Source organism: Streptococcus infantis (assembly GCF_047463655.1).
In the GTDB taxonomy this organism is placed as follows: domain Bacteria; phylum Bacillota; class Bacilli; order Lactobacillales; family Streptococcaceae; genus Streptococcus; species Streptococcus infantis_Z.
The window spans coordinates 140,465-157,516 of the sequence record NZ_JASHDM010000003.1; the positions used below are offsets into that span (position 1 = coordinate 140,465).

The following is a 17,052-nucleotide window of genomic DNA, read 5'->3' on the forward strand; positions in this document are numbered from 1 at the left end:
ATTAGATTATCTACTAAAACTTTCTCATTTATCTAACGAATTGAGGTAAGCTTTAATCGCCACTACCATCGCTTCAGGAGTTTGTGAAGAAAAAATCTGACTTCCTCCTATTTGGTCCTTACTAGTATTATCAAAAGCAAAGATCGGTTTCCCTAATTTATGAATCTCCTGAGTGATATTCATAATTTCGTTAAAATGATTGATATCCAAATAAAAATCGATTTTGCTAAGAACATTTTCAAAATTATAAGGATTGAACTGTGGATAAATGGACACATTTAAATATCGTTGTAAATCGACCACTTGGGAGGCAAAAGTTGTATGAGCCAAAATATGAAAATGAACCTCAGGTAGTGCTTTTATCAAAAACTCCAAGTGCTCCATCTCGCAAGCATTTGTAAAGATTGCAGTATGATATTTTTCTTTTTCTGTAAGCTCATCTAAACCATGTTTGATAATCTCTTTCCGTAAGATAATATCTGACCAATCTAAAGCATAGAAGAACCACCACTTATCTCCCAAGCGATTATTATATACAGCTGACCATGGTTTTTCGTCTGTATAATGAATAACAGAAACCTCTGATTCATATTGATTCGCTTTTACATACCATTCATCTTTTTGAAAACGTGTCGCAATAGTATCCATTCCAACCATAAAATTGTAATTGACGTCTAGCTCTTTCCATTGCCCTACAAAAAATCGGTTTAAAATTCCTTGATCACCAAACTCAACTTCATGGTACTGATCTGCTAATTCAAACAATTTTGTTGAAATCGCATGCTCTCTCCAATGGGCATTATTTATCAATAAAACGCCTGAATTAAAATTTGTTTGCTGCAATTCATCTCTAACTGCTGCGACTGGGCCATCACCTAGATCTATTGCAAAAAGGGGTGTTAAATCTCCATTGACAATAATATCCGAATCAAGATATAAAACCTTATCTTCCTTCAGTATGTCTGGAATAAAAAAGCGAAAATAAGCTGCGTATGATAAATGCGCCGTTGGTAAACGATATTTTCGGAGATGATTATTAGAAATCTTTACATTTACAATTTCTGAATGAATAGCTTTCAATCGCTGATTCATAATACGAAACCATTCCGAAGGTAGATCGTCATTAAAAACATAAAATTTTATATTATCGTTATAAGCACAAACAGACTTGATAGTAGTTTCCACCTTATCCATATATCCATTATCTGCTCCAAGTACGATTGCTTTCTTCATTTTTCAATCCCTTTTATCTAACGTTTATTATCTTCTCTATTGACTAATAAAATCTGTCGAATTTCATCTACCATTTTTGAAGTTCTTCATGGGCGATTACTTTATCAAAGAGTTCTGCTTGATGGGCTACAATATCTAAGGGCAGCACAGTTTTTCCCTAGATCTTGATAGGTTTGATTGAGAATACTATCTAGACATTGTCGTAAGTAGTTTTCAACGTTGTAAACTGATACAATTATACTAATTTTTCTGTCATTTTTATATTTCTCTTTATACTTTTCCAAAGTTAGGAAAAACGGTTCTTCAGTAGGATTCCCAATTCACTACTAGCTTTCTCTAGTTTGCGGAAAAATTCTTTGATGAAAGCTGAAATATCTTTACTCATGATTTTATCCAGCCTCTCAGTAGTCAACTCCTCTGACCGGTTCCACCAATATCCTTGATTTGACCATCGGGTAACAGTTGAAAAAAGCGCTGATGTTGCTTATTTTTATGTGAAAATATACAGAATTTTCCAGATACTGATACCATTGCTAATCTTCCCCTTATAACTTCGACCAAGAACACGAGTCTTCTATAGAGAATTTTTTTCCAAAAATCTTTATAAAAATCTAGTATTTTTTAGTCAAAAGCCTAGATTTATTCCATTTTAATTATACCTTATTTTTAGCAAAAGAGCTATCATATAAATATATCTATTAGATATTATTGTAGCATTCAACTATCAATATAAGTCAATCATCTTTATTCAGTAAGAATATTTGATATATAGAATTATCTTCTAAACTTTAGATTATTTCCTTATTTTTCAAAAATCAAAAAACCTAGATTCTAACAGCTAGTAAATAACTAACGGTTAAAGTCTAGGTTTACTCAGAAAACAATCATTATTTCACAACAAGCTCATAACGAGTTTTGCTGGTGAAAGTTTCACCTGATTTAAGAATGACTTGATCTTTAAGATCACTATGAATAGCATCTGGTAAAGCTTGCGCCTCAAGAGCAATTCCATTGTGCTGAATCATTGGCTGACCTGCGATGATGACACTCTCATCCACAAAGTTTGCTGTGTAGACCACAAAGCAAGGAGCCTCAGTCTTGAAGAGCAAGAAGCGACCTGAACCTTGGTCATAGAGGAATCCAGCATTGTCATGTCCTGCAGGAAGAGCAAATGGATGGTCCAAACCAGATACGAGTTGGATTTGCTCATCTTCTTCTGCAAAGATATCTTTCAACAAAGCACCATTGTAGATATGCTTGACCACATCACGATTAGCATCTGGGGTTTTATCTGGAACACCATCAGGAGCAATTGGATAAATACCCTCTGTATTCAGTTGGAAGACATGGCGGTCAACTGTCTGAGTGAAATCACCTGACAAGTTAAAGTAGCTATGGTTGGTTGGATTGACCAAGGTATCCTGGTCTGTCGTTACCTTGTAACTAACCTCGTAGGCACCACTTTCTTCCAAGTTGTAGCTAATCCAGATCTTGAGATTTCCAGGGAAACCTCCAGTCGCGTCTGCTCTTTCTGTGTAAAGAGTCAAGCCATGGTCACTCACCTCAACTAGCTCAAACAAGCTAGAATCCCAACCAGTTGAGCCACTGTGGTTACAGTTGCTAGCATTGTTGACTTCTAGTTCATAGGTCTTCCCATTGAGTTCAAATGTCGCACCTGCGATACGACCTGCTACCGGACCTACACTTGCTCCATGTTTAGGGCTATTTCCCACATAGCTTTCGAAATCGTCAAAACCTAGGATAACATTGGCAAAATTGCCAGCCTTATCTGGAGTTACATAGCGTAGAATTGTGGCTCCATAGGTCATAATTTCCAGTTGGTAGCCTGCCTCCGTTTCAAAACGGTAAGCGAGGATATCCTTGCCATCAACTTTCCCAAATACACGTTCTGTGTATGCTTTCATCCTTCTCTCCTTTTTCTATTTCAATTAAGTAAACAAACCATAGAAAGCGCATTCACGTTCTATGGTTTTATTGTATGATTTACAGACACCTTTGTCAAGAAACCATAAATATTTTCTTAACAAAAGTAGTTCCTTCTATTCCTGTTCTATGCTTCTACACGTTCAGTCCATGAAGTAGCTGTTGTTTGAAGAACCTTATTAAGTTCATCAATGTTTTCAAATCCAGTTGTACGAAGCCATTCGCGGGCTGCTGCTTCACCATCTTTGATGTAAGCTTCAACTGATCCAGCCCATGTTGCACGTCCACAAAGAACTCCGTTGAAATTTGCACCTGATTCGTGGGCAAATACAAGAGTTTCTTGGAAGAGCTTAGCGGATACACCTGCACTCAAGTAAATGTAAGGAAGGTTAGTTGCTTCGTCTTGTGCTTTGAAGAATGCTGCTGCCTCTTCACGTGTATGAACGATTTCTCCATCACCAAAACCTTCAACGTATTTCACATTGACTGGAACTTCCACTTTCAAAACATCGATGTTGAAACGTGGGTCGGAGAAGACCTTCATCGCACCAATAACCTTGTGTGGTTTCACTTTAGCGTATTCTGCAGAACCTGCATCAGCAATTTTTTCATCGTAAGCCAAGATTTCGAGGAAGAATGGAATATCTTCTGCCACACACTCAGAACCAATACGTTCAATGTAGGCTTGTTTTTGTTGGTTAAGTTCGTCAGAGCTATCTACGTCGTAGTAAAGCAAGAACTTAACAGCATCTGCACCTTGTTCTTTAATGCGTTTTGCAGACCAAACATCCAAGCAGTCTGGCAAACGTTTTGTGCTTGTTGTATCGTAGCCTGTTTTTTCATAAGCAAGGAGAAGACCTGCATTTGGAGCAAGTGCTTTTGTAGCAGGAAGTCCATACTCAGGGTCAAGAAGCATTGATGAAGCGTATTTAGTCAATTCATCCGCTACCAAGACTTTAAGTTCTTCCATTTGAGCTACTGTAGGCTCTTCTGTCTGGTATTGAGCCATAAGGCGTTTCAAAGCACCACGTTGGTCAAAAGCAAGAGCTGAGATGATACCATTCTCATCAGAGAGTTTTTCCAAACATGCACGTTTATTTGGGCTTAATGTTAATTTACTCATAGATTCTTCCTTATTTTTCAAATTCGTGAATAATGACACCTTGAACAACACGGTTAACTGTACCTGTAGGTGATGGTGTATCTGGTCTGTTACCAACTTTAAGTGAAGTCAAGAGAGCAAATAACTGACCATAAACGATGTAAGGGAAGACACGGTAAACATCATTCAGAACCCCACCGCATCCAAGTGCTACTTCCTTAACATTTTCAAGTCCAAAGGCTTGGTCACTCAAGAGAACAACGCGTCGAGCAATTTGGTCGCCTGCAACTTCACGAACCAAGTCCAAGTCGTACTTACGAGTATAGTCTGTTGTCGTACCAAATACCAAAACGACAGTATCTTCGTTGATAAGAGATTTTGGACCGTGACGGAAACCAACTGGGCTTTCATACATAGTCGCGACTTGACCAGCAGTCAATTCCAAAATTTTAAGCTGTGCTTCATGAGACAGACCAAAGAATGGACCTGCACCTAAGTAGATAACACGATTAAACTCTAAGTCTACCAATTCTTTGACATCAGCCGCATTATCTAAAACTTTACGTGCTAGGCTTGCCAATACTTCAAAACGCTCAGATTTAACTGCAAAGTCTGTCGGATCAAAAACCAAAAGTGCGGTCAACATCATTGAAGTGAAGCTTGAAGTCATCGCAAATCCAGCATCGTTAGAAGCAGCTGGTTGTAGCAACAAGAGGTTGCGGTCATCACCATGCGCTTGGAGAGCCAATTTCCCTTCAGCCGCACATGTGATAGTCACTTGATAAAGTTCATCAACCAAGGCCTTGGCCAAGTCAACTGTTGCCACACTCTCAGGTGAGTTCCCGCTGCGTGCGAATGATACCAAAACAGTCGCCACATCTTTTTTCAAATAAGTTTGTGGGTTTGCTACGATATCAGTTGTCGCGATAGCATTAAAGTTCCATTTACGTTCATCATAAACTTCCTTGAAGTAAGGAACGAGAGTATCACCTACATAAGCAGAAGTTCCAGCACCAGTCAGGATAACCTTGATGTAGTCATGTTTGTCAGCAATTCCTTGTAAAAAGGCTGCAATTTCATCACGTCGTGCTTGATAAGCTTCAAAAGCTTCTTTCCAAACGTCTGGTTGTTGGTAAATTTCGCGAGTTGTGATTTCTGCCCCCAACTCAAGCAATTCTTCTTTTGTATAATCTAGCATTGAGTTCCTCTAATCTATTATTATATTGTTTTTTATTTAAAATATGGGAATGGGAGTAAGCCCCATTCCCATTTATATTCTATGAAATATGTTCTAACAGTATTTCTGTTATTACACCTTATTCATCTTCATCGTCATCGAAGCTTGCCAATAAATCATTAACTTTGACAATGCTTTCTGAAGCACGACTCTTATAATCTGCATCAGCGCCGGTTAGGCTCGCATTGATAAACTCAATAACCATTGGAAGATTCATTCCTGCATAAAGTTCAATGTCACGACCTTCCATAATCAGACGGCTCACCACATTACATGGTGTTCCACCAAGGAGGTCAGCAAAGACTAGGAAATCATCCAAACCTTCGACAGCAGCTTCAAATTTCGCAGTGAAATCTTCTGGTCCATCTTCTGGAAGAAGAGCAACTGCATGAATATTTTCTTGTGGACCCATAATCATTTCTGTGCTACCTTTAAGTTCTTCACAAAAACGTCCATGGCTCACTAAAATCAATGATTTACTCATAAATTATGCGCCCATTCCAAGTAAGAATTTACCGATGAATGAAAGTCCAACAGCAAGAGCAATGATGATACCGATTGCTTTAGTTGAGTTCATACCTTTCTTACCAAGCAACCAGAAGATGAATGCTGTGAAGATTGCTGGAAGCAAGCGTGGGAAGATTGAGTTCAAGATATCTTGGAAGTCAATCATTTTCTCACCGATTGGCAATTTGTATGAAATTTCAAAGTTGATCATTGTTGCTACAAGAGCACCCATCATGAACACACCAAGTACAGATGCAGCTTCAATCAAAGCTGTCAAAGTGCTTTGCATGTTGTTGATAAGGTTAACCCCTTCTTTGTATGCAAATTCCAATTGTTTCCAACGGAAGATGTCATACGCTACTGCAACTGCGATCCAAAGGAAGATACCCCAAGGTTGACCAGCGATAGCCATTGTTGCAGCGATAGATCCCATGATAGCAGGTACAAGTGAACCAAAGATAGTATCTCCAAGAGGAGCGAATGGTCCCATCAAACCTGTCTTGATACCGTTAACCGCATCTTTTGAGTCAACGCCATCTTTTTCTTCCATAGCAAGGTCAAAACCAGCGATGATTGTATGGAAGAATGGTGAAGTGTTGAAGAATTGAGTATGAACTTTCATCATTTCTTTCAACTCAGGAGTTCCATCTCCATACATTTTACGCAATTGTGGCAAGATCATGTAAAGGTAACCTGATGCTTGCATACGCTCGTAGTTCCATCCCAATTGGAAAGTGAACAAGCTACGTTTGTTAATTTGATTAAAATCTTCTTTTGTTAATTTGTAATTAGAATTCGTCATCTTCAATTTCCCCACTTTCTGATGGTGTAGAAGGTGCTGCTACAGCAACTTTTTGGCTGTTCTTGAAGTGAACAACCGCAAGGAAGATACCTACGATAGAGATACCGATCATAGACAATCCTTTGAAGTTGTTGGCAAAGCCAATTTTTTCAGCAACGTCAGCAGGAAGAGTGCCAATGATACCAGCAACTGCTCCACCAAGACCTGTTACGTATGAGTAAAGAACAGTCAACATAGCTGTCAAACCGAATCCCATAGCAAGGTAGTGAAGGTTACGTTTAACTGGAAGGTAACGAAGCAAGATAGCGAATCCAAGACCTGGAAGCATACGACCTGCAAGAGTCAAACCGTCTGCAACCCATTGGAATTCTTTAACAAGGTTTACAACTGCTTGTACGAATTCTCCACCAAAAGCAAGGGCGAAGAATACTGGAAGGGCACGAGAAGCAGCCCATGGAAGCGCACCAAGAAGGTAGTTACGTTCGATTGCTTTATAGTCAAAGCGTTCAATCGCAGCATCAATACGGTGTGCGAAGAATGTAGTAGTCATACGACCAAGTACGTCGAAGTAAGTCAAAAGTGCCGCTACTGGTACAGCGATTGTAGTGATCGCAAGATCTGTTTCGATACCTTGTGAAACTGAGAAAGCTGTCGCAAGAACCGCACCAGAAGTTGCGTCGATACGAGAAGCACCACCGAAGGTACCTACCCCAAGGACAAACAACTGCAAGCTACCACCGATAAACAAACCAGTTGTCAAATCTCCCATGATCAAACCAGTAATGAAACCAGCGAATACAGGGGAACCTGCAGAAGAAACGATCGTCAACTCATCACAGATTTGATAAGCTGAGTACAGAGTGAGAAGTAAAATTTGCCACCATTGTATCATAACAATGACCTCCTAAAAATTTTTTCCTATTTTAATAAGCTCAAAAAGTCTGAAACTGGATCATTTGGAACCATTTGAGCAGTAAGTTTAACACCTTTTTCCGCCAATTTGTGGAAATCTTCTACGTCTTTATCTACAACGTTGATTGAACGTGTGATAGAACGAGTTTCTGGTGTTTGAGACATATTACCGACATTGACTGCTTCAAGCGGTACCCCTGCTTCCACTAATCCAAGGAAGCGGTCTGGTTTACGAGCAACGATAAACAAACGTTGGCTATCATATTTTCCAGCAAGGATATTGGCTGCAGCTTTTTCAACTGGCAAAATACTAAGTTTTACACCTGGTGGTGTTGCAAGTTTCAATCCGCTCTTTTCAACGTCGTTATTAACAACTTCATTGTCAACGACCATGATACGTGAAACATTCAGTTTAGCAGACCAAAGGTTTGCTACTTGTCCGTGGATCAAACGTCCATCAATACGGCATCCTACAATTGTCATAAATTTTCCCCCTTTATATGTTTTAGTGTAGGTTTACGAGTTAAATGTATGTGATCTTTATAATCCCCTTCAGTTTCAAAGATAATGATGCGGTTAGCACCTTCCTTGAGATAGCTGTGCGGAATATAAAGCGATAAGGTTGGACCAACATTCCAGAAACGACCTAGATGATGGCCATTGACATAGGCAATCCCTTTACCAAACTCAGATAAGTCTAAGTAGGTGTCCTTTGGAGCCTCAACTTCAAAGTCATAGGCGTAAAAGACAGGTTGTCCTTCTGTCCATCCTTTTGAGAAATCAATCTTTTCAGGATTATCTAGTGGAAGCGGATAGTGTTCCCAGTTCAGCATGAAGTGTAGGTCTTTGCAGACACCTGTACGAATCCCTTTTCGTTGTGTATCTGCTAGGAACTTATGCCCGTAATTGACACGCCCCATATTTTCTACCAAGATATCAAATCGAGAGAGCGCTTTCTTTTCTCCTTGATAGAAGATGTCCTCACCAATTTCTGTCTGGTACTGAGTTGCAACCCATTTACCATCTACAAATAGCTGAGCTCTGTCTCGACCGTCAATGATACGGATACGTTCTTCTTCTGCATCCCAACTAGATTCTGTACGATAGAGTAGATAACCGTAACTTTGTCCCAACTCTTCCATTTTCTTAGGATAGAGACTTTTAGTTGGACTTGTTAGGCTATCCAAGGTTTCGAACAGAGAAACTTTCTCAACCAGTGGAATGTTTTCAACTTCCATACTCTCTTTGTAAAGCGGTTCTAATTGTGGATACTCAGGATAGTAAGTTGCCATCATTTCCTTAACTGCCATGTATTTAGCAGTTGGATTCCCAGCTTCATTAAGGAGAGCGTCATAATCATAAGATGTTACTTGTGGTAAATCAATGGTTCCTCGAGCTGAACAACCATTCATAAAACCAAAGTTGGTTCCACCGTGGAACATGTAAAGGTTGATAGAGCCTTGCTCTAGTACCTCATGTACGGCTTCTGCTAACTCCTCTGGCTCACGCGTAATGACTGGTTCTTTCCATCGGTTAAACCATCCATCCCAGAATTCCATACACATGAGTGGCCATTTCTTTCCATACTCATCAAAGAACTCTTGCATTTGCGAGAAGTTAAAGTTTGCTTTTGAACCAAAGTTCCCTGTCACAAAGAGATCATCTTCAATCAAGGTACCAGCTTTCAAAGTTGCTCGCCATGGACCATCAGATGTAAAGAGCGGACAAGTCACTGAACGTTCTTCCATCAATCGGCGAATCTCACGCAAGTAGGTTTTGTCCTCACCGTATGAACCGTACTCATTTTCAACCTGCATCATGAGGATGTTACCACCATTATCCAACAATCTTGGAACAAGACGTGGAAGTAAATGATCATAGTAGCGTCCTACCATTTCTATAAAGGCTGGATCAGAGGAACGGATTCGCATGTCTTTATTTAAAAGCCATGCTGGTAAACCACCGAATTCCCACTCTGCACAGATAAAGGGAGATGGTCGAACAATAGCATACAAGCCTAAATCCTGAGCTGTCTGAAGAAATTTGTCAATATTAAGATTGCCTTCAAAATTGAAGTTTCCTTCAGTTGGCTCATGCAAATTCCAAGCGACGTAGGTTTCAACAGTGTTAAAACCTAAAGCCTTGAGATTGTACAATGAATGATACCAGTCTTCTTCAGGAATTCTAAAATAATGAATGGCACCAGATAAAATTTTGAATGGTTTCCCATCTAGGTAAAAATCATCCTCAATTTTAAACCTTGTCATTTTACCACCCCATACTTTTCCGTTTGCGCTTTCATTTGTTGTTATATTAAATGATAAACTAATGAATCCATCTTGTCAATAGATTTTTCGAAAATTATTTAAAATTTTTCTTTTTTTTACTGAATTGTTTTCTAAAATTCTTGTAAAAAAATTTTTTTCTTAAATATTCTCGATCCAGATAGCATAAATATATAAGTTTATAACCTCAAATAATATGTAAGTCAATCACTTAGAATATTATTTTATTTTTTTACATTATTTACTATCATTTTCAAACCATTTATGATAAAATCAAAGATGGAGAAGGAAAAAATGAGGTGAAAATATGGCAATTCCAAAGTATCAATATATCAAAGATGAATTGAAAAACAAAATCATTTCAGGTCAATTTGCAAGTGGCGACAAGTTCTACACTGAAGCAGAATTGATTGCAATGTATGACGTAAGTTCAATCACTGTTGTTCGCGCCTTAAACGACCTTGCTAAAGACGGTTATATTGTCCGCCAACAAGGAAAGGGAACCTTTGTGGCTCGCGCTCGCAAGCACAAACTCGTAGAATTTTCTGATGTAGAAATTTTTGAAACCAAGGACGATAAAGTCACTGTTCTTTCCATTGAACGCGGTAACGATCTTAACTACTTAGAAAAATTAGGATTGCGTGGCGATCAATTTTATTACAAAATCGAACGTATCCGTGAATCTAACGGTGTTACTTATATCTACCACACATCTTATATCCCTGAACAATACATCAATGCAAACTATCCAAATCTTGAATACTATAGTTCTATCTATAATCGTTTCAAATTGGACTACCACATTCACATGAATGACGAGCATTTTGAAGAAATCAATGAAATTGTATTTCCAACTCCAGAACATGCTGCTTCTATCCTAGGAGTCGACTCTCAGTTCCCAACTGTTCTCCAAACCAAGACAACTAAACTTGAGTCAACTGGCCAAGTGTTGGAATACATTGAAACTTACAAACGTTCTGATTTCTATAAGATTAAATTTATCTCATGTGATCGTGATCACTAAACATTAAAAAGTAAGTCTGAGACATTTGGTCTCGGACTTTTCTATTTTTATGCTAGCTGAGATTTCTCACGAAAAATTACCTAACAAGTTTAAACTATAATTTGGAGTAATTTTACTAAAAAGAGTTAAAAACTAAAATGACTCTAATTTAAGTACTTCTTATATTTTTTATAGTTATTTTCCTAAAAAGCTTGACTTTACTAGATTCAGATAATACAATGGATTTAGTTTTGTGAAAACGCTACCAAAAATAACAGGGAGGTTACTTAATGAAACCAGAAAACAAACAGCGTTTCTCTATTCGTAAATACGCAATCGGAGCAGCTTCTGTATTGATCGGCTTTGCCTTTCATGCTCAGGCAGTTGCTGCTGATGGAGTCGTTCCAGCAACAGAGAATCAACCTACTCTTCAAGCCGCAGGAGAGACGTCTCCACAGGCTAGTGAGGAAAAGCTTGCGGAAGATCCTGCAACAGAAACAGCAACTCCTGTAACTAACACAGAAGCTCCAAAAATCGAAAGCGCTCCATCTGTAGAAGGACACGTTTCAACTGAGGAAGCTCCAGCTAAGCCAGAAGTTGCTGAAGAAGCTAAGGAAGAAGACAAAAAAGTTTCTAAGGCTGAAGCTCCTGTAGTCGCTACAGAGCGAGCAGCTCAAGTCAATGAAAAACTGGCTAAAAAGAAAATCGTTTCTATTGATGCCGGGCGTAAATATTTCTCTCCAGACCAACTAAAAGAAATTATCGACAAGGCAAAACACTATGGCTATACTGATCTTCACCTTTTAGTGGGAAATGATGGCTTGCGCTTTATGCTTGACGATATGTCTCTAACTGTTGGTGACAAGACTTATGCCAGTGACGATGTCAAACGTGCTGTCGAAAACGGAACTAATGCCTACTACAACGATCCAAATGGTAATCACCTAACTGAAAGCCAAATGACCGACTTGATTAACTATGCTAAAGATAAAGGTATCGGCCTTATCCCAACAGTTAACAGTCCTGGTCACATGGATGCTATCCTCAATGCCATGAAAGAATTGGGTATTGAAAAGCCTAACTTTAACTATTTTGGTAAAGAATCAGCGCGTACTGTTGACCTTGACAATGAAAAAGCTGTTGCCTTCACAAAAGCTTTAATTGATAAGTATGCAGGCTACTTTGCTGGTAAGTCTGAAATCTTCAACATCGGTTTGGATGAGTACGCTAATGATGCTACTGATGCCAAAGGATGGAGCGTTCTTCAAGCCTATAAATGGTATCCAGAAGATGGATTCCCAGACAAGGGCTATGACAAATTCATCGCCTATGCTAATGACCTAGCTCGTATCGTTAAATCTCACGGTCTTAAACCAATGGCCTTCAACGACGGTATCTACTATAATAGTGATACAAGTTTTGGTACCTTTGATAAAGATATCATCGTGTCTATGTGGACTGGTGGCTGGGGTGGTTACGATGTCGCTTCTTCTAAACTACTAGTTGAAAAAGGGCACGAAATCCTCAACACTAACGATGCTTGGTACTACGTTCTCGGCCGTAATGCTGATGGACAAGGTTGGTACAACCTTGATCAAGGTTTGAATGGTATTAAGAGCACACCAATTACTTCAGTTCCAAAAACTGAAGGAGCTGATATTCCTATCATCGGTGGTATGGTAGCTGCTTGGGCTGATACTCCATCTGCCCGCTACTCTCCATCTCGTCTATTCAAGCTCATGCGCCAATTCGCAAATTCAAATGCTGAATATTTCGCTGCTGACTACGAGTCTGCTGAACAAGCTCTGAAAGAAGTTCCAACAGACCTTACTCGCTACACAGCAGAAAGTATTGCAGCCGTTAAAGAAGCTGAAAAAGCCATCCGTTCTCTTGATGGCAACCTCAGCCGTGCTCAACAAGATACTATTGATCAAGCGATCGCAAAACTCCAGGAAGCTGTTAGCAACTTGACCTTCACTCCAGAAGCTCAAAAAGAAGAGGACGCTAAACGCGAAGTTGAAAAACTAGCTAAGAACAAGGTTATCTCTATCGATGCTGGACGTAAATACTTCACACTAGACCAGCTGAAACGTATCGTTGACAAGGCTAGCGAACTTGGTTACTCTGACATCCATCTCCTCCTTGGAAATGATGGACTTCGCTTCCTACTGGATGACATGACTATCACTGCAAATGGCAAGACCTATGCTAGTGACGATGTGAAAAATGCCATCATTGAAGGAACAAAATCTTACTACGACGATCCTAATGGAACTACTTTGAACCAAGCTGAAATTACTGAACTTATCCAGTATGCTAAAGATAGAGGCATTGGAATTATCCCTGCCATCAACAGTCCTGGACACATGGATGCTATGCTTGTCGCTATGGAAAAATTAGGCATCGCAAACCCTCAAGCTAATTTTGACAAGGTTTCAAAAACAACTATGGACCTTGAAAACGAAGAAGCAATGAACTTTACAAAAGCTCTTATCGGCAAGTACATGGATTTCTTTGCAGGTAAAACTAAGATCTTCAACTATGGTACAGATGAGTATGCCAATGATGCTACCAACGCTCAAGGTTGGTACTACCTCAAGTGGTATGGCCTCTATGGTAAGTTTGCGGATTATGCTAATAGCCTAGCTGCCATGGCTAAAGAAAAAGGTCTTCAACCAATGGCCTTTAACGACGGCTTCTACTACGAAGACAAGGATGATGTTGAGTTTGATAAAGACGTTATCATCTCTTACTGGTCTAAAGGATGGTGGGGTTACAACCTTGCATCTCCTCAATACCTAGCAAGTAAGGGGTACAAATTCCTTAACACGAATGGAGATTGGTACTACATTCTCGGTCAAAAACCAGAAGATGGTGGTGGCTTCCTCAAAAAAGCTATTGAAAATACTGAAAAAACTCCATTTAACCAGCTAGCTTCAACTAAATACCCTGAAGTTGACCTACCTACTATTGGTAGTATGCTAGCTATCTGGGCTGATAGACCAAGCGCTGAATACAAGGAAGAAGAAATCTTTGAACTCATGACTGCCTTTGCAGACCACAACAAAGACTACTTCCGTGCTGACTACAAAGCACTACGCGAAGAACTTGCTCAAATCCCTGAAAACTTAGAAGGATATAGCACAGAAAGTCTCGATGCTCTCAAAGCTGCTAAAGAAGCTCTTAACTACAATCTTAACCGTAATAAACAAGCTGAGTTGGATGCACTTGTAGCTAATCTTAAAGTAGCTAGACTAGGTCTTAAACCAGCCGCAACTCACTCAGGAAGTCTTGATGAAAGCGAAACTCCTGCTGCTGTTGAAAACCGACCAGAGCTTCTCGTTAAGACAGAAGAAATTCCTTTTGAAATCGTTAAGAAAGACAATCCTAACCTCCCAGCAGGACAAGAAAAAGTCATCACTGTCGGTGTCAAAGGAGAACGTACAAATTACCTTTCTGTCGTGACTGAAAATGGTATGGAAACCGAAACAGTTCTTGAAGACAAAGTCACAAAAGAACCTATCACTCAAGTGGTAGAAGTTGGAACTCCAGTCACTCACGTAGGAGACGAAGAAGGAGTTGCTCCTGTTGCAGATGCAAAACCACGTGTTGTCATCGAGGACGAAGAAATTCCATTTACAACCATCACTCGCGAGACTCCTTCGCTACCTAAGGGACAAACTCGTCTAGTAACTGCAGGTGTGAACGGTCGTCGCAGCTACTTCTATTCTGTAACTACGGCTACTGATGGAACTGAAGTTAAAACTCTAATAAGCAGTGAAGTAAACCTAGAACCTATCACCCAAGTGGTAGAGGTGGGGAAACCTGTCACTCACCTTGGTGATGAAAAAGGACAAGCTACTATTGCTGAAAACAAACCAAGAGTTGACATCCAAAATGAAGAAATTCCATTTACAACCATCACTCGTGAAACTAATCAATTACCTAAAGGACAATCTCGTATCGTGACTGAAGGTGTAAACGGCCGTCGTAGCCATTTCTACTCTGTGACTACTGCTGCTGACGGAACTGAAGTTAAAACATTGGTTACAACTGTCGTAGCGCAAGAACCTGTCGCTCAAGTGATTGAAGTGGGGAACCCTGTCACTCATGTTGGTGATGAACATGGGCAAGCTGCTATTGCTGAAAACAAACCAAGAGTTGACATCCAAAATGAAGAAATTCCATTTACAACCATCACTCATGAAACTAATCAATTACCTAAAGGACAATCTCGTATCGTGACTGAAGGTGTAAACGGTCGTCGTAGTCATTTCTATTCTGTAACTACGGCTGCAGACGGAACTGAAGTTAGAACATTGGTTACAAGTGTCGTAGCGCAAGAACCTGTTGCTCAAGTGATTGAAGTGGGGAACCCTGTCACTCATGTTGGTGATGAACATGGACAAGCTGCTATCGCCGAAGAAAAACCAACACTAGAAATCCCAAGCGAGCCAGCTCCAGCAACTGTTCCTGCTGAGGAAAACAAAGCACTTCCTCAGGGTCCAGCTCCTGTTGCAAAAGAAAATAAACTTCCTGAGACAGGAAGCCAAGGTTCAGAATGGTTGATTGCTACTGGTCTTATGTCAGCTCTCACAGCTTATGGACTTAGCAAGAAAAAAGATTAAAGATGAATCTTTTGATATAAGATAAAAAGCGGGACTTAAGTCTCGCTTTTTTGTGTTGAATATAAGTACTGTTTTACTTGTGAACCTATCACAGCATATTAGTCACCGAGTCCGAGGCGGTCAAAGATATCATCCACTCGTTTGGTGTAGTATACAGGGTTGAAGATTTCGTCGATTTCTTCTTGAGTGAGGCGAGAAGTTACCTCTGGATCTGCTTCTAGAAGTGGTTTGAAGTCAACTTGGTTATCCCAAGAGTAGGCTGTTTTTGGTTGTACCAAGTCATAGGCTTGCTCACGGGTCATACCTTTCTCAATCAAGGTCAACATGGCACGTTGGCTAAAGATAAGACCAAAAGTCGAGTTCATGTTGCGAATCATGTTTTCTGGGAAGACTGTCAAGTTCTTGACGATATTTCCAAAACGGTTGAGCATGTAGTCAATCAAGATGGTCGTATCTGGCGTGATGATACGCTCAGCTGATGAGTGAGAGATATCACGTTCATGCCAAAGGGCTACGTTTTCATAAGCTGTTACCATGTGACCACGAATGACACGCGCAAGACCTGTCATGTTTTCAGAACCGATAGGGTTGCGTTTGTGAGGCATAGCTGAAGACCCTTTTTGCCCTTTAGCAAAGAACTCTTCTACTTCGCGTTGCTCAGATTTTTGAAGACCACGGATTTCCGTTGCCATACGCTCGATAGAAGTTGCGATGCTAGCAAGAACTGCAAAGTACTCAGCGTGAAGGTCACGAGGAAGCACCTGTGTAGAGATTTCTTGAGCACGGATACCAAGCTTGTCGCAGACGTATTTTTCAACAAATGGTGGAATGTTGGCAAAGTTACCAACCGCACCAGAGATTTTACCAGCTTCCACACCAGCAGCCGCATGCTCGAAACGCTCGATGTTGCGTTTCATTTCGCTATACCAAGTTGCCAATTTAAGACCAAAAGTTGTCGGCTCAGCGTGCACACCGTGGGTACGACCCATCATAATGGTGAACTTGTGCTCCTTAGCCTTGTCAGCGATGATGTTGGTGAAGTTTTCTAGGTCACGACGGATGATGTCGTTGGCCTGCTTGTAAAGGTAACCGTAGGCAGTATCCACCACGTCAGTAGAAGTCAAACCATAGTGGACCCACTTGCGCTCTTCACCAAGAGTCTCAGAAACCGCACGTGTGAAGGCCACCACATCGTGACGAGTCTCCTGCTCGATTTCCAAAATACGGTCGATGTCAAAGTCCGCTTTCTCACGAATCAAAGCCACATCTTCCTTAGGGATTTCCCCTAACTCAGCCCATGCCTCGTCAGCCAAGATTTCCACCTCAAGCCAAGCACGGTATTTATTTTCTTCAGTCCAAATGTTCGCCATTTCGGGGCGAGAGTAACGTTCGATCATGT

At 40.2% G+C, this 17,052-nt stretch carries 13 protein-coding genes; 2 read left to right on the plus strand and 11 right to left on the minus strand.

What is annotated here, in order from left to right:
- Positions 1–24: 24 nt before the first annotated feature.
- From QM877_RS04410 to QM877_RS04455, 10 genes are all read right to left on the minus strand, one after another.
- On the minus strand, positions 25–1,233 hold the full coding sequence (locus tag QM877_RS04410; RefSeq protein WP_414317715.1) for a glycosyltransferase family 8 protein: 1,209 nt from the start codon (positions 1,231–1,233) through the stop codon (positions 25–27).
- Positions 1,234–1,337: 104 nt separating this feature from the next.
- The gene (locus tag QM877_RS04415) at positions 1,338–1,517 is read right to left on the minus strand and encodes a glycosyltransferase (protein ID WP_371607937.1); all 180 of its coding nucleotides are present in this window, start codon (positions 1,515–1,517) and stop codon (positions 1,338–1,340) included.
- A gap of 603 nt (positions 1,518–2,120) precedes the next feature.
- Positions 2,121–3,158 (minus strand): aldose epimerase family protein, encoded by a 1,038-nt coding sequence (locus tag QM877_RS04420; protein ID WP_414317716.1) that lies wholly within the window; start codon positions 3,156–3,158, stop codon positions 2,121–2,123.
- Between the two features lie 146 nt (positions 3,159–3,304).
- Positions 3,305–4,300: a tagatose-bisphosphate aldolase gene (gene lacD / locus QM877_RS04425; protein ID WP_414317717.1), complete on the minus strand. Its 996-nt coding sequence runs from the start codon at positions 4,298–4,300 to the stop codon at positions 3,305–3,307.
- A 10-nt stretch (positions 4,301–4,310) separates the two neighbouring features.
- A complete protein-coding gene (locus QM877_RS04430) occupies positions 4,311–5,477 on the minus strand; it encodes an SIS domain-containing protein (RefSeq protein ID WP_414317718.1) in 1,167 nt (388 codons plus the stop codon).
- A 118-nt stretch (positions 5,478–5,595) separates the two neighbouring features.
- Positions 5,596–6,000 carry a PTS sugar transporter subunit IIA gene (locus QM877_RS04435; protein ID WP_414317719.1) on the minus strand — a complete coding sequence of 135 codons (405 nt, stop codon included), beginning with the start codon at positions 5,998–6,000 and terminating at the stop codon, positions 5,596–5,598.
- Positions 6,001–6,003: 3 nt separating this feature from the next.
- Positions 6,004–6,825, minus strand: coding sequence for a PTS system mannose/fructose/sorbose family transporter subunit IID (locus tag QM877_RS04440; protein WP_373094633.1), 822 nt, complete (start codon positions 6,823–6,825; stop codon positions 6,004–6,006).
- Positions 6,812–7,717, minus strand: a complete 906-nt coding sequence (locus QM877_RS04445) for a PTS mannose/fructose/sorbose/N-acetylgalactosamine transporter subunit IIC (RefSeq protein WP_075232293.1) — start codon at positions 7,715–7,717, stop codon at positions 6,812–6,814. Before QM877_RS04445 ends, QM877_RS04440 begins: the two co-directional genes overlap by 14 nt.
- A gap of 26 nt (positions 7,718–7,743) precedes the next feature.
- Positions 7,744–8,220, minus strand: a complete 477-nt coding sequence (locus QM877_RS04450; protein WP_000156977.1) for a PTS system mannose/fructose/N-acetylgalactosamine-transporter subunit IIB — start codon at positions 8,218–8,220, stop codon at positions 7,744–7,746.
- Positions 8,217–10,004 carry a glycoside hydrolase family 35 protein gene (locus QM877_RS04455; protein ID WP_414317720.1) on the minus strand — a complete coding sequence of 596 codons (1,788 nt, stop codon included), beginning with the start codon at positions 10,002–10,004 and terminating at the stop codon, positions 8,217–8,219. Before QM877_RS04455 ends, QM877_RS04450 begins: the two co-directional genes overlap by 4 nt.
- Positions 10,005–10,329: 325 nt before the next feature.
- Here QM877_RS04455 and QM877_RS04460 point away from each other — a divergent pair, with 325 nt between their 5' ends.
- A complete protein-coding gene (locus tag QM877_RS04460; protein ID WP_414317721.1) occupies positions 10,330–11,046 on the plus strand; it encodes a GntR family transcriptional regulator in 717 nt (238 codons plus the stop codon).
- 269 nt (positions 11,047–11,315) lie between these two features.
- The gene (locus tag QM877_RS04465; protein ID WP_414317722.1) at positions 11,316–15,653 is read left to right on the plus strand and encodes a G5 domain-containing protein; all 4,338 of its coding nucleotides are present in this window, start codon (positions 11,316–11,318) and stop codon (positions 15,651–15,653) included.
- 98 nt (positions 15,654–15,751) lie between these two features.
- Here the strand turns inward: QM877_RS04465 and purB are convergent, their stop codons facing one another.
- Positions 15,752–17,050, minus strand: a complete 1,299-nt coding sequence (gene purB, locus QM877_RS04470; RefSeq protein ID WP_311522434.1) for an adenylosuccinate lyase — start codon at positions 17,048–17,050, stop codon at positions 15,752–15,754.
- Positions 17,051–17,052: the final 2 nt, after the last annotated feature.

Bases quoted from the DNA above. Each gene is read 5' to 3' on its own strand.
- QM877_RS04440 (WP_373094633.1), bottom strand. From the start codon at position 6,825: ATGACGAATTCTAATTACAAATTAACAAAAGAAGATTTTAATCAAATT.
- QM877_RS04435 (WP_414317719.1), bottom strand. From the start codon at position 6,000: ATGAGTAAATCATTGATTTTAGTGAGCCATGGACGTTTTTGTGAAGAA.
- QM877_RS04410 (WP_414317715.1), bottom strand. From the start codon at position 1,233: ATGAAGAAAGCAATCGTACTTGGAGCAGATAATGGATATATGGATAAG.
- QM877_RS04465 (WP_414317722.1), top strand. From the start codon at position 11,316: ATGAAACCAGAAAACAAACAGCGTTTCTCTATTCGTAAATACGCAATC.
- QM877_RS04450 (WP_000156977.1), bottom strand. From the start codon at position 8,220: ATGACAATTGTAGGATGCCGTATTGATGGACGTTTGATCCACGGACAA.
- lacD (WP_414317717.1), bottom strand. From the start codon at position 4,300: ATGAGTAAATTAACATTAAGCCCAAATAAACGTGCATGTTTGGAAAAA.
- QM877_RS04430 (WP_414317718.1), bottom strand. From the start codon at position 5,477: ATGCTAGATTATACAAAAGAAGAATTGCTTGAGTTGGGGGCAGAAATC.
- QM877_RS04420 (WP_414317716.1), bottom strand. From the start codon at position 3,158: ATGAAAGCATACACAGAACGTGTATTTGGGAAAGTTGATGGCAAGGAT.
- purB (WP_311522434.1), bottom strand. From the start codon at position 17,050: ATGATCGAACGTTACTCTCGCCCCGAAATGGCGAACATTTGGACTGAA.
- QM877_RS04455 (WP_414317720.1), bottom strand. From the start codon at position 10,004: ATGACAAGGTTTAAAATTGAGGATGATTTTTACCTAGATGGGAAACCA.
- QM877_RS04460 (WP_414317721.1), top strand. From the start codon at position 10,330: ATGGCAATTCCAAAGTATCAATATATCAAAGATGAATTGAAAAACAAA.
- QM877_RS04445 (WP_075232293.1), bottom strand. From the start codon at position 7,717: ATGATACAATGGTGGCAAATTTTACTTCTCACTCTGTACTCAGCTTAT.